The organism is Citrobacter sp. CK198 (genome assembly GCF_030333295.1).
GTDB lineage: Bacteria > Pseudomonadota > Gammaproteobacteria > Enterobacterales > Enterobacteriaceae > Citrobacter_B > Citrobacter_B koseri.
The window spans coordinates 247,579-263,990 of record NZ_JAOWGE010000028.1; the positions used below are offsets into that span (position 1 = coordinate 247,579).

The window sequence follows — 16,412 nt, forward strand, 5'->3', positions numbered from 1 at the left end:
AACAAATACAAAACAAATACGTTTCTACGTAAATTTTTCGCCTGAGAGATTTCATATTCGTTGCCTGCATGAAAAAATAACAACACAGGACGTTTAATCCGTCCTTTTCTTGATTTTAATCAGCAAGGGGAAGCGGTTTATTCGGCACATTTTCACACCACTTTCTGTTCCTTTTTTATTCTTACTTTCTGGGCGTCCAGGCGACAGGGGAAACAATGTTAACGTTTATTGAACTCCTTATTGGGGTTATGGTTATTGTGGGTGTAGCGCGCTACATCATTAAAGGTTATTCAGCAACCGGCGTGCTCTTTGTGGGCGGCCTGGTGCTGCTGATTATCAGCGCGTTAATGGGGCATAAAGTCCTGCCCGCCAGTGAAACCAGTACCGGCTATACCGCGACGGACATCGTTGAATACATTAAGATTCTGTTGATGAGCCGTGGTGGCGACCTCGGTATGATGATCATGATGCTGTGCGGTTTCGCCGCCTACATGACGCATATCGGCGCAAACGACATGGTTGTAAAACTGGCCTCCAAACCGCTGCAATACATTAACTCACCTTACCTGCTGATGATCGCCGCCTATTTTGTCGCCTGCCTGATGTCGCTGGCGGTCTCTTCGGCAACAGGGCTTGGCGTATTGTTGATGGCAACGCTCTTTCCGGTGATGGTTAACGTCGGGATCAGCCGTGGCGCTGCCGCAGCCATCTGCGCTTCCCCCGCAGCGATCATCCTCTCTCCGACCTCAGGCGACGTGGTTCTGGCGGCAAAAGCGGCTGAGATGCCGTTGATTGATTTTGCCTTTAAAACGACCCTGCCGATCTCCATTGCCGCCATTATCGGTATGGCGATTGCCCACTTTTTCTGGCAGCGTTATCTGGATAAAAAAGAGAACATCTCCCATGAAATGCTGGATGTAAACGAAATTACCACCACCGCCCCGGCGTTTTACGCCATTCTGCCATTCACACCGATTATCGGCGTTCTGGTTTTTGATGGTAAATGGGGTCCGCAGCTGCACATTATTACTATTCTCGTCATCTGTATGCTGCTCGCTGCCGTGCTGGAGTTCATTCGCGGATTCAATACACAGAAAGTCTTTTCCGGTCTGGAAGTCGCGTACCGCGGGATGGCTGACGCGTTTGCGGGCGTGGTGATGCTGCTGGTCGCTGCCGGGGTATTCGCTCAGGGGCTGAGCACTATCGGTTTCATCCAGAGTCTGATCTCTATCGCCACCTCGTTTGGTTCCGCCAGTATTATCCTCATGCTGGTACTGGTGATCCTGACCATGCTCGCGGCAATGACCACCGGTTCCGGTAACGCGCCTTTCTATGCCTTTGTCGAAATGATTCCCAAACTGGCGCACTCTTCCGGTATTAACCCGGCTTACCTGTCCATTCCCATGTTGCAGGCTTCAAATCTGGGGCGCACGATCTCCCCGGTCTCTGGCGTCGTCGTTGCGGTGGCAGGGATGGCGAAGATTTCGCCGTTTGAAGTGGTGAAGCGTACTTCCGTTCCGGTTATGGTCGGGCTGCTGGTTGTCATCATTGCAACTGAAGTGATGGTGCCAGGCACTTCTTCCGCTGTGGCGGGTGGTTAAGCGAATTAATTTGTAGACGATTGGCCGGATGGCGGCGTAACGCCTTATCCGGCCTACAAAACTCCCCGTAGGCCCGGTAAGCGTAGCGCCACCGGGCGATTCGCCGGATGGCGGCGTAACGCCTTATCCGGCCTACAAATCTTCCCCGTAGGCCCGGTAAGCGCAGCGCCACCGGGCGATTCGCCGGATGGCGGTGTAACGCCTTACCCGGCCTACAAAACTTACCCGTAGGCCCGGTAAGCATAGCGCCACCGGGCGATTTGCCAATCCCGAATTCAACCGTGGTAAATACGCTGCGGTCTGCCCACTTTTCCGTGAATAATCTCGGCAATAATCAAATGCTGACTGGCGCAATACTCCAGATACCGCCGGGATGTGGTACGGCTGATCGTCAACGCCTGCGCCACCGTCTCAGCCGTATAGCGCGTCGCTGGGTCGCTAAACAGCTTCAGCACGGCATTCAGCGTCAGAGCATCAATCCCGGTCGGCAAATCACCTTTTGGCTCCCCTCGCGCATAGGCATTAAACATCTCGTCAATCTGCCGTTGGCTGGCGCTATCGTTACCCGCCAGCATACGCCGGCGTTGCTGATACCGCGTAAGCGTCTGCCCCAGGCGCTCATAGGCAATCGGCTTCACCAGATAATCAAACGCCCCCCAGCGCACCGCTTCGGAGACGGTTTCCATATCACTGGCGGCCGTGGTAAACACGATTCCGCCGGGATAGCGCGCCTGCATCAGTTCATGCAGCAGCGTGATGCCCTTCCCATCCGGCAGATAGTTATCCAACAGAATAAGCCCGGGTTTAAAACGTTCGATCATCATACGGGCCTGCGCCAGATTGCCCGCCAGCCATATCTGGCTGAAACCGGGAATATGGCGGATATATTCCGCATGCATTTCCGCCAGCAGCGTTTCATCCTCAACGATCAATAGGGTTAATGGTTCCGTCATCGTTTTTTTTCACTTTCGGAAGAAATAGAGAAAACAAGGTGCCACAGGGATCATTATCTTCCAGCGTAATCACCCCGCCACAGCGCCCCACATAACTTGCAATCAGATACAGCCCGATGCCATGTTCGCCTGGTTCATCGGTTCGGGTGCTGACACCCTGTTCAAATATTTTTTCGCGCAGAGATTCAGGAACGCCGCATCCCTGATCGGCAACTTCAATCACCACATCGTCCCCTTCGTCGCTCAAATAGAGTTCAACGACGTTATTCCCTTCCCGGGTACGCAAACTGGCTTCAAACGCGTTATCGAGAAGATTGCCGACAATCGCGGCAAATTCGGTGCTATCAAGCCCTTCCGGGAGTCGGTGCAGCTGACTGCCGGGCACAATAGTCATTTTTAGCCCCAGCTCCCGCGCCCGCTGGACTTTGCCGAACAGCAGACCGGCGACCTGGCGATCGGCAAACGCGCTGCGTAAACTATCAATCAGTTGCTGTTGCGCCTGCGACTCGCCCTGCACCATTTCCCTGACCCGATCATACTCTTTCATCTGGAGCAGACCGTTGAGCGTCGACATCCAGTTCAAGTGTTCATGACGCAGCGTTCTCAGGCTCTCCACATACTGTTTTATTTGCGTCAGTTGGGCGTTCAGGGTGGAAATTTCATCCTTGCTGCGAAAGCTGATGATCGCCCCCAGTAATTCATCCCCGGAGCGAATGGCCTCACGATTGGCAATAACGCTCAGCCCATTGAAATTCGCCATCACATCCTGGCGTTTTTCCGCTATCTGCTGTGTGAAGAAGTCCGCAGGATTAACAACCGTCTCTATCGACTTACCCAGCCATTGCCGCCCCGGCGAACGCAGCCCCAGCATTTTTCGCGCGTTGCGGTTAATGGCGGTAATGTGCCCTTCCGGGTCGACTGCAATTAATCCTTCATACACTGAACTGAATAATGCCTCCTGCTGGCGCACAACGCGCGCAATCTGCTTTGGCTCCATCCCCAGCATCTGGCGGCGAATGTGGGCGGCGAAAAACCAGGAAAGCAGCATAAGCACCACCAGCAGCAGGACGAATACGCCCGCCATCGGCAGTAAAAAATCCAGTCGCCAGCTGTCAATTTTACTGACCAGATAACCGATGGAAACCACGCCGATCACGTTGCCATTGTCGTCAAATATCGGCGTTTTAGCGCGCATCGCCATACCAATAGACCCCTTGCCGGTGATGAAATAGCTCTCACCGTTCTCCAGCGCGCCGGGTTTCGTGAATTGCATCGGGTAACCAATTTTTTCCGGGTTAGGATGGTAGAGGCGAATCGAGTTTTTGTCGCCGATGACCACATAATCAAAATCGGTGTCGCTTTGTAGTTTATCCGCGATGGTCGCCAGCCGCCTGTAATCCCGGTGTTTCACGGCCGTGATGATACTGTCGTTAGAGGCGATAATCTTTGCCTGGTTCATCGCCATATCCCTGACATGCGATGCCAGATAGTCTTCAAAGCTGGCGGAAAAATAGCGGGCTAACGCGGCGATGATGAAAACAGAAACGACCAGAATGAGCAGAAAAATCCGCAGCGGGAACGCGAGTTGACGAAAAAAAAGAAACCGTTTTTTATTTTTTGGGTCGGGCATTGTTATTCCTTCGCTGGCGTAAGCGTCTCATTTCCCGTATATGTAATAAAAATGTTTTAACTTTCTGCTGTGCATTTAATAGCGATCGTTACAGATTCCCCACCTTAAATCAATTAAACAAATAAAACCCACCGCGCAATTTGCTATTAAATTAATTAAAAAACTTAAAACCATTAAACACATAAAAACCATCTAAGTGTTTGTGAAATAAATCAAAATTTACCACCAAAATACCCCTTACGATGTAGGCAACAGAGAGAAAAAGAAATACGTCGTAATAAAAACAACGACCGCTCCAATTGAAAACAAAACGTTATCAGGTTGCAACGACACACAACATACGCAAAAAACTGGCAACAAAATATATCATCAGGACGCTCAATACTATGTTCGGTAATAATGTATTCACGCAAGTGAAACGCTCAGAAAATAAAAAGATGGCGGTTATCACGCAATTTCTGAAAGAGAATGATTTAAGCGTAGATACCACCGTCGAAGTTTTTATTACCGTTACGCGCGATGATCGTCTTATTGCCTGCGGCGGTATTGCCGGAAATATCATTAAATGCGTTGCTATCTGCCAATCCGTGCGCGGCGAAGGGCTGGCGCTGACGCTGGCTACAGAGTTAATCAACCTCGCCTACGAAAGGCACTGTACGCACCTCTTCATCTACACCAAAACAGAATACGAAGCGCTCTTTAAACAGTGCGGCTTCTCAACGCTGGCTGATGTGCCTGGCGTAATGGTGCTCATGGAAAACAGCAATACGCGCCTGAAACGCTACGCTGAATCCTTAATGAAACTGCGTCATGACGGGAAAAAAATCGGCTGTATCGTCATGAACGCCAACCCTTTCACAAACGGGCATCGCTACCTGATCCAACAGGCCGCCGCACAGTGCGACTGGCTGCATCTGTTCCTGGTAAAAGAGGATACGTCGCGTTTTCCGTACGAGGACAGGTTTGATCTGGTGATCAAAGGAACAACGGATATTCCACGCCTGACCGTGCATCGCGGTTCCGAGTACATCATCTCGCGTGCGACCTTTCCGTGCTACTTCATCAAAGAACAAAGCGTCATTAACCACTGTTACACCGAAATCGACCTGAAGATTTTCCGCCAGTACCTGGCGCCAGCATTGGGTGTAACACACCGTTTTGTCGGCACGGAACCGTTTTGCACCGTCACCTCCCAGTACAACCACGATATGCGCTACTGGCTGGAGACGCCAACGCTTCCCGCCCCGCCCATCGAGCTGGTGGAAATTGAGCGGCTGTGTTTCCAGGAGATGCCAATTTCCGCCTCCTGGGTACGCAAGCTGCTGGTTAAAAAAGATCTCACGGCTATCGCACCGCTGGTTCCCAACCCCACTCTGCACTATCTGCAAGGCATGGTTGAACGTAACCCGTCCAGCGCGGTAGTCCGCCAAAAGACCCCCGCATTAGAAACAGGTGAAAAATGAAAATAGACCAGGCTGCCGTCGCTGGCACACTTGAGTCCGGTGATGTGATGATTCGCATTGCTCCACTCGACACGCAGGATATTGACCTGCAAATCAACAGCAGCGTTGAAAAACAGTTTGGCGACGCCATTCGCGCCACCATTCTGGATGTGCTTGCCCGTTATAACGTCCGCGGCGTGCAATTAAATGTTGATGACAAAGGCGCGCTGGACTGTATTTTGCGTGCGCGGCTGGAAGCGTTACTGGCTCGCGCCAGCGGCATCCCCGCTCTGCCGTGGGAGGATCGCCAATGATTTCCGCTTCTCTGCAACAACGTAAATCCCGCACCCGGCGCAGCATGCTGTTCGTCCCCGGCGCAAATGCCGCGATGGTCAGCAACTCGTTTATCTACCCGGCCGATGCGCTGATGTTCGACCTGGAAGACTCCGTCGCGCTGCGTGAAAAAGATACCGCTCGCCGTCTGGTGTATCACGCCCTGCAACACCCGCTGTACCGTGATGTGGAAACCATTGTCCGCGTTAATGCGCTGGATTCCGAATGGGGCATTAACGACCTTGAAGCGGTGGTTCGCGGCGGCGCTGACGTTGTCCGTTTGCCGAAAACCGACACCGCTCAGGATGTTACCGACATCGAGAAAGAGATCCTGCGCATTGAGCAAACCTGCGGCCGTGAACCCGGCAGCACCGGACTGCTGGCCGCAATCGAGTCGCCGCTGGGCATTACCCGCGCCGTTGAAATCGCCCACGCCTCCGAACGTCTCATCGGGATCGCGCTGGGGGCGGAAGACTATGTGCGCAATCTGCGTACCGAACGTTCCCCGGAAGGCACCGAGCTGCTGTTTGCCCGCTGCTCCATTTTACAGGCGGCACGCTCCGCAGGCATTCAGGCGTTCGATACCGTCTATTCCGATGCCAATAACGAAGCGGGCTTCCTGCACGAAGCGTCACACATCAAACAGCTGGGTTTTGACGGCAAGTCCCTCATCAACCCACGCCAGATTGAACTGCTGCACAACCTGTATGCCCCGACGCTTAAAGAAGTCGCCCATGCGCGTCTGGTCGTGGAAGCCGCAGAAGCCGCCGCCCGTGAAGGCCGCGGCGTCGTCTCCCTGAACGGCAAAATGGTAGACAGCCCGGTGATTGAACGCGCCCGTCTGGTGCTCTCCCGTGCAGAACTTTCCGGCATTCGCGAAGAATAAGGCAAAAAAATGACGCAGAAAATCGAACAACTTCAACGACAAGAACGGGTAGCGGCCTGGAGTCGCCATGCCGAAAGCGAATTTTCCGCTTTTCAGAGCACTTCAAAACTGAATTTACAGGCGCAAAAACCGCGCGATAAAAAACTGTGCGCCACGCTTGAAGAAGCCATCCGCCGTTCTGGTTTACAGGATGGAATGACCATCTCTTTCCACCACGCTTTCCGTGGCGGCGACCTGACGATCAACCTGGTGATGGACACCATCGCCAGCATGGGCTTTAAAAACCTGACGCTGGCCTCCAGTTCGCTGAGCGATTGCCACGCGCCACTGGTCGGGCATATTCGCCAGGGCGTCGTGAGCCGAATTTACACGTCTGGTCTGCGTGGCCCCCTGGCGGAAGAGATCTCCCGCGGATTGCTGGATGAGCCCGTACAAATCCACTCCCACGGCGGTCGCGTCCATCTGGTGCAAAGCGGTGAGCTCAATATCGATGTGGCCTTCCTCGGCGTGCCGTCCTGCGATCCGTTTGGCAACGCCAACGGCTACACCGGTAAAGCCTGCTGCGGTTCGCTGGGCTATGCGAAAGTGGATGCCGAAAACGCCCGCCAGGTTGTTCTGCTGACGGAAGCGCTGCTGCCGTATCCGCATAATCCAGCCAGTATCGCCCAGGACCAGGTGGATCTCATCGTGCAGATCGAACGGGTAGGCGACGCCGACAAAATTGGCGCAGATGCGACCCGTATGACCACCAACCCGCGTGAACTGTTGATTGCCCGCAGCGCGGCAGACGTGATTGCCAACTCAGGCTATTTCCAGGAAGGCTTCTCTCTGCAAACCGGAACCGGCGGCGCCTCTCTGGCAGTAACCCGTTTTCTGGAAGACAAAATGCGCAGCCGCGATATTCACGCGGATTTCGCGCTGGGCGGCATTACCGCCACGATTGTCGACCTGCATGAAAAAGGGCTGATCCGCAAATTACTGGACGTACAGAGCTTCGACCGTAACGCCGCAGAATCGCTGGCCCGCAACCCGAATCACATCGAAATCAGCGCCAACCAGTACGCCAACTGGGGTTCAAAAGGCGCATCGGTCGATCGTCTGGATGTCGTGGTACTGAGCGCCCTGGAGGTGGATACCCAGTTCAACGTAAACGTGCTGACCGGTTCCGATGGCGTACTGCGCGGCGCGTCAGGTGGTCACTGCGATACCGCCGTTGCCGCCGCGCTGTCAATCATCGTCGCACCGCTGGTTCGCGGCCGCATCCCGACGCTGGTCGATAACGTGCTCACCTGCGTAACGCCTGGCTCCAGCGTCGACATTCTGGTGACCGACCACGGCATCGCCGTCAACCCGGCGCGCCCGGAGCTGGCGGAACGCCTGAAAGAAGCGGGAATGAAAGTGGTCTCCATTGAATGGCTGCGTGAACGTGCGCAGTTGCTCACCGGCCAACCTCGCGCCATTGAATATACCGATCGCGTCATCGCCGTAGTGCGTTACCGCGACGGTTCGGTCATTGACGTTGTTCATCAGGTGAAGGAATAAGCCATGCACCTGCTCCCTGAACAGGCCACTCGCCATGCGGTTTCCATTCCCGAGCTGCTCGTCAGCCGTGATGAGAGACAAGCGCGGCAACACGCCTGGCTGACGCGCCATCTCACTCCACTGGTCTCCTTTACCGTGGTGGCGCCCGGCCCGATTAAAGACAGCGAGCTTACTCGCCGAATCTTCAATCACGGCGTAACCGCCCTGCTCGCCGTGGCGAAAAAAGCAGGCTGGTCTGTCAGGGAGCAGGCTGCACTGGCCTCAGCCAGTGGGCCGGAAGGGTTCCTCGCCATTGAGGCGCCAGCCCGCGATCTCAAGCTCGCCACGATCGAGCTTGAGCATCAGCATCCGCTGGGACGTTTATGGGATATCGATGTGCTGACGCCGGAAGGCGACATTCTGTCCCGCCGTCATTTTTCGCTTCCTGTCCGCCGCTGCCTGTTGTGCGAGCAAAGCGCCGCTGAATGCGCCCGGGGGAAAACCCACGCGCTTTCCGACTTACTTATTCGCATGGAGGCGCTGCTGCATGATGCCGATTCCAGCCACATCAACTGATTCCGCCGCCATTCCTCAGACGCTGCTTGACGCCTACGCCCTGCTGGCGTGGCGCGCCATGCTGACTGAGGTTAATTTATCTCCCAAGCCGGGTCTGGTCGATCGCATTAACTGCGGCGCGCACAAAGACATGGCGCTGGAAGATTTCCATCGCAGCGCGCTGGCCATTCAGGGCTGGCTGCCGCGTTTTATCGAATATGGCGCGAGCTGCGCGCAGCTGCCGTCAGACGATGTACTGAAAGGGCTACGTCCATTAGGTATGGCCTGCGAAGCCGACATGTTTCGCGCCACTGCCGGCGTTAACACGCATAAAGGCAGCATATTTTCCCTGGGACTGCTGTGCGCCGCCATCGGACGCCTGCACCAGCAGCATTCCCCGATCACTCCTGTAAACATCTGCTCGACCGCCGCAACATTTTGCCGGGGTCTGACCGAGCGTGAACTGCGACAGAACAATCAACAACTCACCGCAGGTCAACGCTTGTACCAACAACTGGGGTTAACTGGCGCGCGCGGCGAAGCCGAAGCGGGTTACCCGTTAGTGATCCGCCATGCTTTACCACACTACCGCGCATTGCTGGCGCAGGGGCGCGACCCCGAGCTGGCGCTGCTCGACACCCTGCTGCTGCTGATCTCAATGAACGGCGACACCAACGTCGCATCACGCGGCGGCGCGGAAGGCCTGCGCTGGATGCAACAGCAGGCGACAACATTATTACGGCAAGGAGGCATTCGTTCTCCTGCCGATCTTGAACATCTCCACCGGTTCGATCAGCAGTGCATTGCACGCAACCTCAGCCCAGGCGGCAGCGCCGACTTGCTGATCGTCACCTGGTTTTTAGCACAAATTTCGCAAGTTAATCATTTACATAATTATTGAAAGATCCTTTTCGGAGAATCACTTATGTCTTTATCTAAAGATAATATATGGAAGTTATTGGCCCCATTAGTCGTTATGGGCATCATGTTTTTGATCCCCGTCCCGGACGGCATGCCCCCTCAGGCATGGCACTACTTCGCCGTTTTCGTGGCGATGATCGTCGGGATGATACTGGAGCCGATTCCGGCCACCGCGATCAGTTTTATCGCGGTGACCATTTGCGTTATCGGCAGCAACTATCTGTTATTTGATGCCTCAGAGCTGGCCGACCCGGCCTTTAACGCGGGCAAGCAGGCGCTGAAATGGGGTCTGGCGGGCTTCTCCAGCACCACCGTCTGGCTGGTGTTCGGCGCATTCATTTTCGCGCTGGGCTATGAAGTCACCGGTCTGGGCCGCCGTATTGCGCTCTTCCTGGTGAAATTCATGGGTAAACGCACCCTGACGCTGGGTTATGCCATTGTCATCATCGATATTCTGCTGGCGCCGTTTACGCCGTCCAACACCGCGCGTACCGGCGGTACGGTATTCCCGGTGATCAAGAACCTGCCGCCGCTGTTTAAGTCGTTTCCAAACGATCCTTCCGCGCGCCGCATTGGCGGTTACTTGATGTGGATGATGGTCATCAGTACCAGCCTCAGTTCTTCCATGTTCGTGACCGGCGCGGCGCCTAACGTTCTGGGTCTGGAATTCGTCAGCAAAATTGCCGGTATTCAGATCAGCTGGTTGCAGTGGTTCCTGGGCTTCTTACCGGTAGGGATCATTCTGCTGATCGTCGCACCGTGGCTCTCTTACGTACTCTACAAACCCGAAGTGACCCACAGCGCCGAAGTTGCGGCATGGGCTGGCGAAGAGTTAAAAACGATGGGCACGCTGACCCGCAAAGAGATGACGCTGATCGGTCTGGTGTTGCTCAGCCTCGGACTGTGGGTATTTGGCGGTGAAGTGATTGACGCCACCGCTGTCGGCCTGCTGGCGGTATCCCTGATGCTGGCGCTGCACGTTGTGCCGTGGAAAGACATCACGCGTTATAACAGTGCGTGGAACACCCTTGTTAACCTCGCGACGCTGGTTGTCATGGCCAACGGCTTAACCCGTTCGGGCTTTATCGACTGGTTTGCTACCACAATGAGCGCCCATCTGGAAGGCTTCTCACCTAACGCAACGGTGATTGTGCTGGTACTGGTGTTCTACTTTGCTCACTACCTGTTCGCCAGCCTGTCCGCACATACCGCAACCATGCTGCCGGTCATTCTGGCGATAGGTAAAGGTATTCCAGGCGTTCCGATGGAGCAACTTTGTATTCTGCTGGTGCTGTCCATCGGTATCATGGGCTGCCTGACGCCGTATGCAACAGGGCCGGGGGTCATCATCTACGGCTGCGGCTATGTAAAATCCAAAGATTACTGGCGTCTTGGCGCGATCTTTGGGGTCATCTACATCACCATGCTGCTGGTGGTTGGCTGGCCGATTCTGGCGCTGTGGAACTAAACATCGGCACATAATGCCGGATGACGGCTAACGCGTTATCCCTCTCATGCCAGTCAGATAAACCTGACTGGCTTTTTTTATGGTTAAATAGGTGATATTCAATATTTGTATGAGTTTCAGCATTCATCATGAAATCAACATGGCGTTATGGTTCTCTCCTGGCGGTATTCCTGCTTCCCCTCTTCAACGTTAACGCTGAGCCACTTCAGGCAAAACAGTACGCTGATTTTGACCGCTATGTGCTGGCGCTCTCCTGGCAAACCGGTTTTTGTCAAAGTCAGCATGAGCGCGATCATCGGGAACCCGAAGAGTGCCGTCAGCAGAAAGAGATTCCCAACAAAGCTGATTTTCTGACTGTCCACGGTCTGTGGCCAGGTCTGCCGGGATCGGTTGCCGCACGTGGCGTGGACGAGCGCCGCTGGATGCGATTTGGCTGCGCGACTCGTCCGATCCCCAATCTGCCGGAAGCGCGCGCCAGCCGTAAATGCGCCGCGCCTGAAACCGGCCTTTCACTGGAGAGCGCGGCAAAACTCAGCGCGGTCATGCCCGGAGCCGGTGGAAAATCCTGCCTGGAACGTTATGAATACGCCAAACACGGTGCCTGCTTTGGATTTGATCCAGACGTTTATTTCGGCACAATGGTACGGCTGAACCATGAGATAAAACACAGCGCGCTGGGCGATTTTCTGGCTGCAAATTACGGGAAAAGGGTCAGCCGCGCCGCGTTTGACGCCGCCGTCGCCCAAAGCTGGGGGAAAGAAAACGTGAAGGCGGTGAAACTGAGCTGCCACGGGAACCCGGCTTATCTGACGGAAATACAGTTCTCGCTCAACGCCGCCAGGATTAACGATCCGCTTTCCGCTTCCTCGTTTATATCGCAACCCCATCCGGGCAATTGCGGGAAGCGGTTTGTGATTGACAAAGCGGGTTACTGAGGCGGTATACAAACTTGAGAACCATCACGGCTTGCGACTAAAATTTACGCAAAGACAACCGTATTGAGGATTTCCCCGAATGTGAGCTAAATCACTTCAAAGAAGGGGGAAGTCTCAGTATTATCATAAAAGCTAAACCCTCGCCGCCTGACGGTGAGGGTTTTCTTTTGGGATTATTTACCTGCGGCACTCGCAGCATCGACGACATGGAGTAACAAATGTCCAGACCAACTATTATCATCAACGACCTCGACGCCGAACGCATCGACCGCCTGTTGGAGCAGCCTGCGTTTGCTGGTTTACCCATTGCTGACGCATTAAATGCGGAGCTGGATCGCGCCCAGATGTGCTCGCCGGAAGCAATGCCGCACGACGTCGTCACCATGAACAGTCGGGTGAAATTCCGCAATCTCAGCGATGGCGAGATTCGCGTGCGCACGCTGGTGTATCCGGCGAATATGACCGACAGCAATACGCAGCTTTCCGTAATGGCGCCGGTGGGCGCGGCATTGCTGGGCCTGCGCGTCGGCGATACCATTCACTGGGACCTGCCTGGCGGGGCGTCCACTCACCTTGAAGTGCTGGAACTTGAATATCAGCCTGAAGCAGCGGGCGACTACCTGCGCTAAACCATCTGGATAAGCGTTCACCCGTTTACACAGAGGATGCTCCCTGCATCCTCTTTCCGAAAATCACCCATTCCTCCTGGTTCCCCCCCATTCCCCGTCATCCAGAATTAATCCGTTTCATTGCCGCGAGTACGGTCATGAATGAGGCTCTTTTCATCACGCTGGCATTTCTTATTATGATGGCGATTATCGTCGTGGCCGTGCTTTACCTTGAGCGACGCTGGTAGCTTCTGGTCATAAGCATCAATCAGTCGTAAAGAAACGTTGTGATATGAAAAGTGCCGGGCAGATACCAGAAAGAAATATTATTATATGTTTGAATGAATTCAGTATTAGTTAACAGGGAGAAACGGGTATGTATAAGACAATCATTATGCCGGTTGATGTTTTCGAAATGGAACTTAGCGACAAGGCCGTGCGCCACGCAGAGTTTCTGGCGCAACAGGATGGCGTCATTCATCTGTTGCATGTTCTTCCGGGCTCCGCCAGCCTGAGTCTGCACCGCTTTGCCGCCGACGTTCGTCGTTTTGAGGAGCATTTACAGCACGAAGCAGAGACTCGCCTGCAAACGATGGTGAGTCATTTCAGTATCGACCCTTCCCGGATTAAGCAGCACGTCCGCTTTGGTAACGTGCGGGATGTGGTGAACGAACTGGGCGAAGAGCTGAATGCGGACGTCGTGGTCATTGGCTCCCGCAATCCGTCTATCACCACGCATTTGCTGGGTTCTAACGCCTCCAGCGTTGTCCGCCATGCTACGTTGCCGGTGCTGGTTGTGCGGTAAATCGCACGGTTGTTGCGTAAAAAAAGAGGCTGCCATTGGCAGCCTCTTGCATTGCAGGTGTAGTCTTACTTTCTTTTTATGCCGTCTTACTGCGGATCAGATAATCAAATGCGCTCAGAGAGGCTTTCGCGCCTTCACCCGTCGCGATGATGATCTGTTTGTAAGGAACCGTGGTGCAGTCGCCTGCGGCGAATACGCCCTTCACGCTGGTTTCGCACCGGCCATCAATGATGATTTCGCCCATACGGTTACGCTCAATCGCGCCTTCCAGCCAGTTGGTGTTTGGCAGCAAGCCAATCTGTACGAAGATCCCGGACAGCGCAACGTTGTGGATGTCGCCGCTTACGCGATCGCGATATTCCAGCCCCGTCACTTTACTGCCGTCGCCTTTCACTTCCGTTGTCTGCGCGTTCAGAATAATGTCGACGTTTTTCAGGCTACGCACTTTATCTTGCAGAACCTGGTCGGCTTTCATTTCTGGCGCAAATTCCAGCAGCGTAACGTGCTCAACGATCCCCGCGAGGTCAATCGCCGCTTCCACGCCGGAGTTCCCTCCGCCGATCACCGCAACGCGTTTGCCTTTAAACAGCGGGCCGTCGCAGTGCGGGCAATAGGTTACGCCTTTCGTGCGGTACTGATCTTCGCCCGGCACGTTCATGTTGCGCCATTTGGCACCGGTGGCAATGATAATGCTGCGGGCTTTCAGCACCGCGCCGGAAGCGGTCTCAATCTGATGCAGGCCCCCTTCCGTTGCCGCCGGAAGCAGTTTGCTCGCGCTCTGGCTGTCGATCACGTCAACATCGTAATCATCAACGTGCGCTTTCAGCGCGCCAGCCAGCTTCTGCCCTTCCGTTTTTGGCACGGAAATATAGTTCTCGATATCAACGGTATCCAGCACCTGACCGCCAAAACGCTCGCCCATCAGACCGGTACGAATGCCTTTACGTGCGGAGTAAACTGCCGCTGCCGCCCCCGCCGGGCCGGAGCCGACAATCAGTACGTCGTAAGCGTCACGCTTATTCAGCTCTTCCGCCGCCCGTTTTTCTGCGCCGGTATCCACTTTGGCGACGATTTCCGTCAGCGTCATACGTCCCTGACCGAATTCGTTACCGTTCAGGTACACAGCCGGAACGCCCATCACATTACGATCGGTGATTTCATTCTGGAATGTGCCGCCGTCAATCGCGGTATGTTTGATACGCGGGTTCAGCACCGCCATCAGGTTCAGCGCCTGTACGACGTCAGGGCAGTTGTGGCAGGAGAGCGAGTAATAAGTTTCAAACTCGAAATCGCCGTCGATATCGCGGATCTGCTCCAGCAGAGACTGCGCCTCTTTCGACGGATGGCCGCCAGTCCACAACAGCGCCAGCACCAGCGAGGTAAATTCATGCCCCAGCGGAGAACCCGCAAAGCGCGGCCCCTGGTCAGAACCCGGGTTTGCTATCAAGAAAGAAGGCTTGCGCACCGGCAGGCTGTTATCTTCTTTAAATGTGACTTTCTCTGACAGTTCAGCGATTTCAGCCAGCAGTTCCTTGATTTCTGCCGATTTAGCGCTGTCGTCCAGCGTGGCAATCAGCTCAACAGGCCTGGTCAGTTTCTCAAGATACGCTTTGAGCTGAGTTTTCATGTTAGTGTCGAGCATTATTCTTCCCTCTCTAAAAACATCATCATGCAAGTTGCCTTATACCGACAGACTGAATGCGACTTGCATGATAGTGCTGGAAAAAACGGGTGCGACGCACCCGCTTAAGGATTAATTCGCCAGTATTTCGTGTTACAGGAAGGCGGCAAGCTTATGAATCCCCGGAAGCTTACATCAGTAAGTGACCGGGGTGAGAAAGCGCAGCCAACGCACCTGTAGCGCGAAAGGCGCAGCGAATTTTAGATTTTGCCGACCAGGTCCAGGGACGGAGCCAGAGTCGCTTCGCCTTCTTTCCATTTAGCCGGGCAAACTTCGCCTGGGTGAGCAGCAACATACTGAGCCGCTTTGATTTTACGCAGCAGGTCAGATGCGTCACGGCCGATACCTTCAGCGGTAACTTCGATAGCCTGGATGATACCCTGCGGGTCAACAACGAAAGTCGCACGGTCAGCCAGACCTTCGTCTTCACGCATGTTGTCGAAGTTACGGGTCAGGGCGCCAGTCGGGTCACCGATCATCGCATATTTGATTTTTGCGATGGTTTCAGAGCTGCTGTGCCATGCTTTGTGAGTAAAGTGGGTGTCGGTAGAAACAGAGTAAACGTCTACGCCCAGTTTCTGCAATTCATCGTAATGATCTGCTACGTCGCCCAGTTCGGTCGGGCATACGAAAGTGAAGTCAGCCGGGTAGAAGAAGAAGACGCTCCAGCGGCCTTCGGTATCTTTCTCGGTTACTTCGATGAATTCACCGTTTTTGAACGCCTGGTTTTTGAAAGGTTTAATTTTGGTATTAATCAAGGACATCTATACTTCCTCCGTGTTTTCGTTGAGATGTAAAGTAACCAACTTTCCGTGATTGGGCTAATGCGTTTGCATTATCAAATCAATCAGCGATACCTAACAACTCACACAAGACAACGTTGTGAACGTTTAGCGACAAAAAGTAAAAAGGCCCCCTTTACAGGCGGCCCCATTACCTGAACTACCCGTAGGTAACTTCAGCGCCAGTGAAACTGGCTATGTGTTGCGCTCTACATTACCTTAACAAAGGCTGTAACAGCGAAAGGATTACATCACCCTACCAAAGAAAGGGCAATCTTCCGACGGCAGACC

At 54.2% G+C, this 16,412-nt stretch carries 16 protein-coding genes; 12 read left to right on the plus strand and 4 right to left on the minus strand.

Going from position 1 to position 16,412, the window contains the following annotated elements; translation table 11 throughout:
* The first annotated feature begins 215 nt into the window (after window positions 1-215).
* Window positions 216-1,601 carry an anaerobic C4-dicarboxylate transporter DcuC gene (gene dcuC, locus OGY62_RS07685; protein WP_012133365.1) on the plus strand — a complete coding sequence of 462 codons (1,386 nt, stop codon included), beginning with the start codon at window positions 216-218 and terminating at the stop codon, window positions 1,599-1,601.
* 275 nt (window positions 1,602-1,876) lie between these two features.
* On the opposite strand, the gene dpiA is transcribed toward dcuC, so the two are convergent.
* Together dpiA and dpiB are read right to left on the minus strand one after the other, a co-directional pair.
* Window positions 1,877-2,554, minus strand: a complete 678-nt coding sequence (gene dpiA, locus OGY62_RS07690; RefSeq protein ID WP_114847756.1) for a two-component response regulator DpiA — start codon at window positions 2,552-2,554, stop codon at window positions 1,877-1,879.
* On the minus strand, window positions 2,523-4,184 hold the full coding sequence (gene dpiB / locus OGY62_RS07695; protein WP_012133368.1) for a sensor histidine kinase DpiB: 1,662 nt from the start codon (window positions 4,182-4,184) through the stop codon (window positions 2,523-2,525). The genes dpiA and dpiB overlap by 32 nt, the downstream gene beginning before the upstream one ends.
* A gap of 386 nt (window positions 4,185-4,570) precedes the next feature.
* On the opposite strand from dpiB, the gene citC reads away from it, so the two are divergent.
* The 11 genes from citC (at window position 4,571) to uspG (ending at window position 13,658) form a co-directional block, all read left to right on the plus strand.
* The gene (gene citC / locus OGY62_RS07700) at window positions 4,571-5,647 is read left to right on the plus strand and encodes a [citrate (pro-3S)-lyase] ligase (protein ID WP_286459460.1); all 1,077 of its coding nucleotides are present in this window, start codon (window positions 4,571-4,573) and stop codon (window positions 5,645-5,647) included.
* Window positions 5,644-5,940, plus strand: a complete 297-nt coding sequence (citD, locus tag OGY62_RS07705) for a citrate lyase acyl carrier protein (RefSeq protein WP_012133370.1) — start codon at window positions 5,644-5,646, stop codon at window positions 5,938-5,940. The genes citC and citD overlap by 4 nt, the downstream gene beginning before the upstream one ends.
* Window positions 5,937-6,845 (plus strand): aldolase/citrate lyase family protein, encoded by a 909-nt coding sequence (locus OGY62_RS07710; protein WP_024130551.1) that lies wholly within the window; start codon window positions 5,937-5,939, stop codon window positions 6,843-6,845. Before citD ends, OGY62_RS07710 begins: the two co-directional genes overlap by 4 nt.
* A gap of 9 nt (window positions 6,846-6,854) precedes the next feature.
* Window positions 6,855-8,387, plus strand: a complete 1,533-nt coding sequence (gene citF, locus OGY62_RS07715; protein ID WP_012133372.1) for a citrate lyase subunit alpha — start codon at window positions 6,855-6,857, stop codon at window positions 8,385-8,387.
* 3 nt (window positions 8,388-8,390) lie between these two features.
* Window positions 8,391-8,942 (plus strand): citrate lyase holo-[acyl-carrier protein] synthase, encoded by a 552-nt coding sequence (citX, locus tag OGY62_RS07720; protein WP_115614974.1) that lies wholly within the window; start codon window positions 8,391-8,393, stop codon window positions 8,940-8,942.
* The gene (citG, locus tag OGY62_RS07725) at window positions 8,914-9,822 is read left to right on the plus strand and encodes a triphosphoribosyl-dephospho-CoA synthase CitG (RefSeq protein WP_115614975.1); all 909 of its coding nucleotides are present in this window, start codon (window positions 8,914-8,916) and stop codon (window positions 9,820-9,822) included. Before citX ends, citG begins: the two co-directional genes overlap by 29 nt.
* A 24-nt stretch (window positions 9,823-9,846) precedes the next feature.
* Window positions 9,847-11,310, plus strand: a complete 1,464-nt coding sequence (citT, locus tag OGY62_RS07730) for a citrate/succinate antiporter CitT (RefSeq protein ID WP_012133375.1) — start codon at window positions 9,847-9,849, stop codon at window positions 11,308-11,310.
* Window positions 11,311-11,438: 128 nt separating this feature from the next.
* On the plus strand, window positions 11,439-12,245 hold the full coding sequence (rna, locus tag OGY62_RS07735) for a ribonuclease I (RefSeq protein WP_012133376.1): 807 nt from the start codon (window positions 11,439-11,441) through the stop codon (window positions 12,243-12,245).
* Between the two features lie 218 nt (window positions 12,246-12,463).
* Window positions 12,464-12,874 (plus strand): nucleoside diphosphate kinase regulator, encoded by a 411-nt coding sequence (rnk, locus tag OGY62_RS07740; RefSeq protein WP_012133377.1) that lies wholly within the window; start codon window positions 12,464-12,466, stop codon window positions 12,872-12,874.
* Window positions 12,875-13,011: 137 nt separating this feature from the next.
* Window positions 13,012-13,101, plus strand: a complete 90-nt coding sequence (gene yldA, locus OGY62_RS07745) for a small membrane protein YldA (protein ID WP_272917174.1) — start codon at window positions 13,012-13,014, stop codon at window positions 13,099-13,101.
* 128 nt (window positions 13,102-13,229) lie between these two features.
* The gene (gene uspG / locus OGY62_RS07750) at window positions 13,230-13,658 is read left to right on the plus strand and encodes a universal stress protein UspG (protein WP_024130553.1); all 429 of its coding nucleotides are present in this window, start codon (window positions 13,230-13,232) and stop codon (window positions 13,656-13,658) included.
* A gap of 76 nt (window positions 13,659-13,734) precedes the next feature.
* Here uspG and ahpF read toward each other — a convergent pair whose 3' ends face one another.
* The gene (gene ahpF / locus OGY62_RS07755) at window positions 13,735-15,300 is read right to left on the minus strand and encodes an alkyl hydroperoxide reductase subunit F (RefSeq protein WP_012133379.1); all 1,566 of its coding nucleotides are present in this window, start codon (window positions 15,298-15,300) and stop codon (window positions 13,735-13,737) included.
* Window positions 15,301-15,539: 239 nt separating this feature from the next.
* On the minus strand, window positions 15,540-16,103 hold the full coding sequence (ahpC, locus tag OGY62_RS07760; protein WP_012133381.1) for an alkyl hydroperoxide reductase subunit C: 564 nt from the start codon (window positions 16,101-16,103) through the stop codon (window positions 15,540-15,542).
* Window positions 16,104-16,412: the final 309 nt, after the last annotated feature.

Coding starts and splice junctions, on each gene's coding strand:
- dcuC (WP_012133365.1), top strand. CDS start 216: ATGTTAACGTTTATTGAACTCCTTATTGGGGTTATGGTTATTGTGGGT.
- citC (WP_286459460.1), top strand. CDS start 4,571: ATGTTCGGTAATAATGTATTCACGCAAGTGAAACGCTCAGAAAATAAA.
- ahpF (WP_012133379.1), bottom strand. CDS start 15,300: ATGCTCGACACTAACATGAAAACTCAGCTCAAAGCGTATCTTGAGAAA.
- citG (WP_115614975.1), top strand. CDS start 8,914: ATGATGCCGATTCCAGCCACATCAACTGATTCCGCCGCCATTCCTCAG.
- ahpC (WP_012133381.1), bottom strand. CDS start 16,103: ATGTCCTTGATTAATACCAAAATTAAACCTTTCAAAAACCAGGCGTTC.
- uspG (WP_024130553.1), top strand. CDS start 13,230: ATGTATAAGACAATCATTATGCCGGTTGATGTTTTCGAAATGGAACTT.
- rnk (WP_012133377.1), top strand. CDS start 12,464: ATGTCCAGACCAACTATTATCATCAACGACCTCGACGCCGAACGCATC.
- rna (WP_012133376.1), top strand. CDS start 11,439: ATGAAATCAACATGGCGTTATGGTTCTCTCCTGGCGGTATTCCTGCTT.
- citT (WP_012133375.1), top strand. CDS start 9,847: ATGTCTTTATCTAAAGATAATATATGGAAGTTATTGGCCCCATTAGTC.
- citX (WP_115614974.1), top strand. CDS start 8,391: ATGCACCTGCTCCCTGAACAGGCCACTCGCCATGCGGTTTCCATTCCC.
- dpiA (WP_114847756.1), bottom strand. CDS start 2,554: ATGACGGAACCATTAACCCTATTGATCGTTGAGGATGAAACGCTGCTG.
- yldA (WP_272917174.1), top strand. CDS start 13,012: ATGAATGAGGCTCTTTTCATCACGCTGGCATTTCTTATTATGATGGCG.
- OGY62_RS07710 (WP_024130551.1), top strand. CDS start 5,937: ATGATTTCCGCTTCTCTGCAACAACGTAAATCCCGCACCCGGCGCAGC.
- citD (WP_012133370.1), top strand. CDS start 5,644: ATGAAAATAGACCAGGCTGCCGTCGCTGGCACACTTGAGTCCGGTGAT.
- dpiB (WP_012133368.1), bottom strand. CDS start 4,184: ATGCCCGACCCAAAAAATAAAAAACGGTTTCTTTTTTTTCGTCAACTC.
- citF (WP_012133372.1), top strand. CDS start 6,855: ATGACGCAGAAAATCGAACAACTTCAACGACAAGAACGGGTAGCGGCC.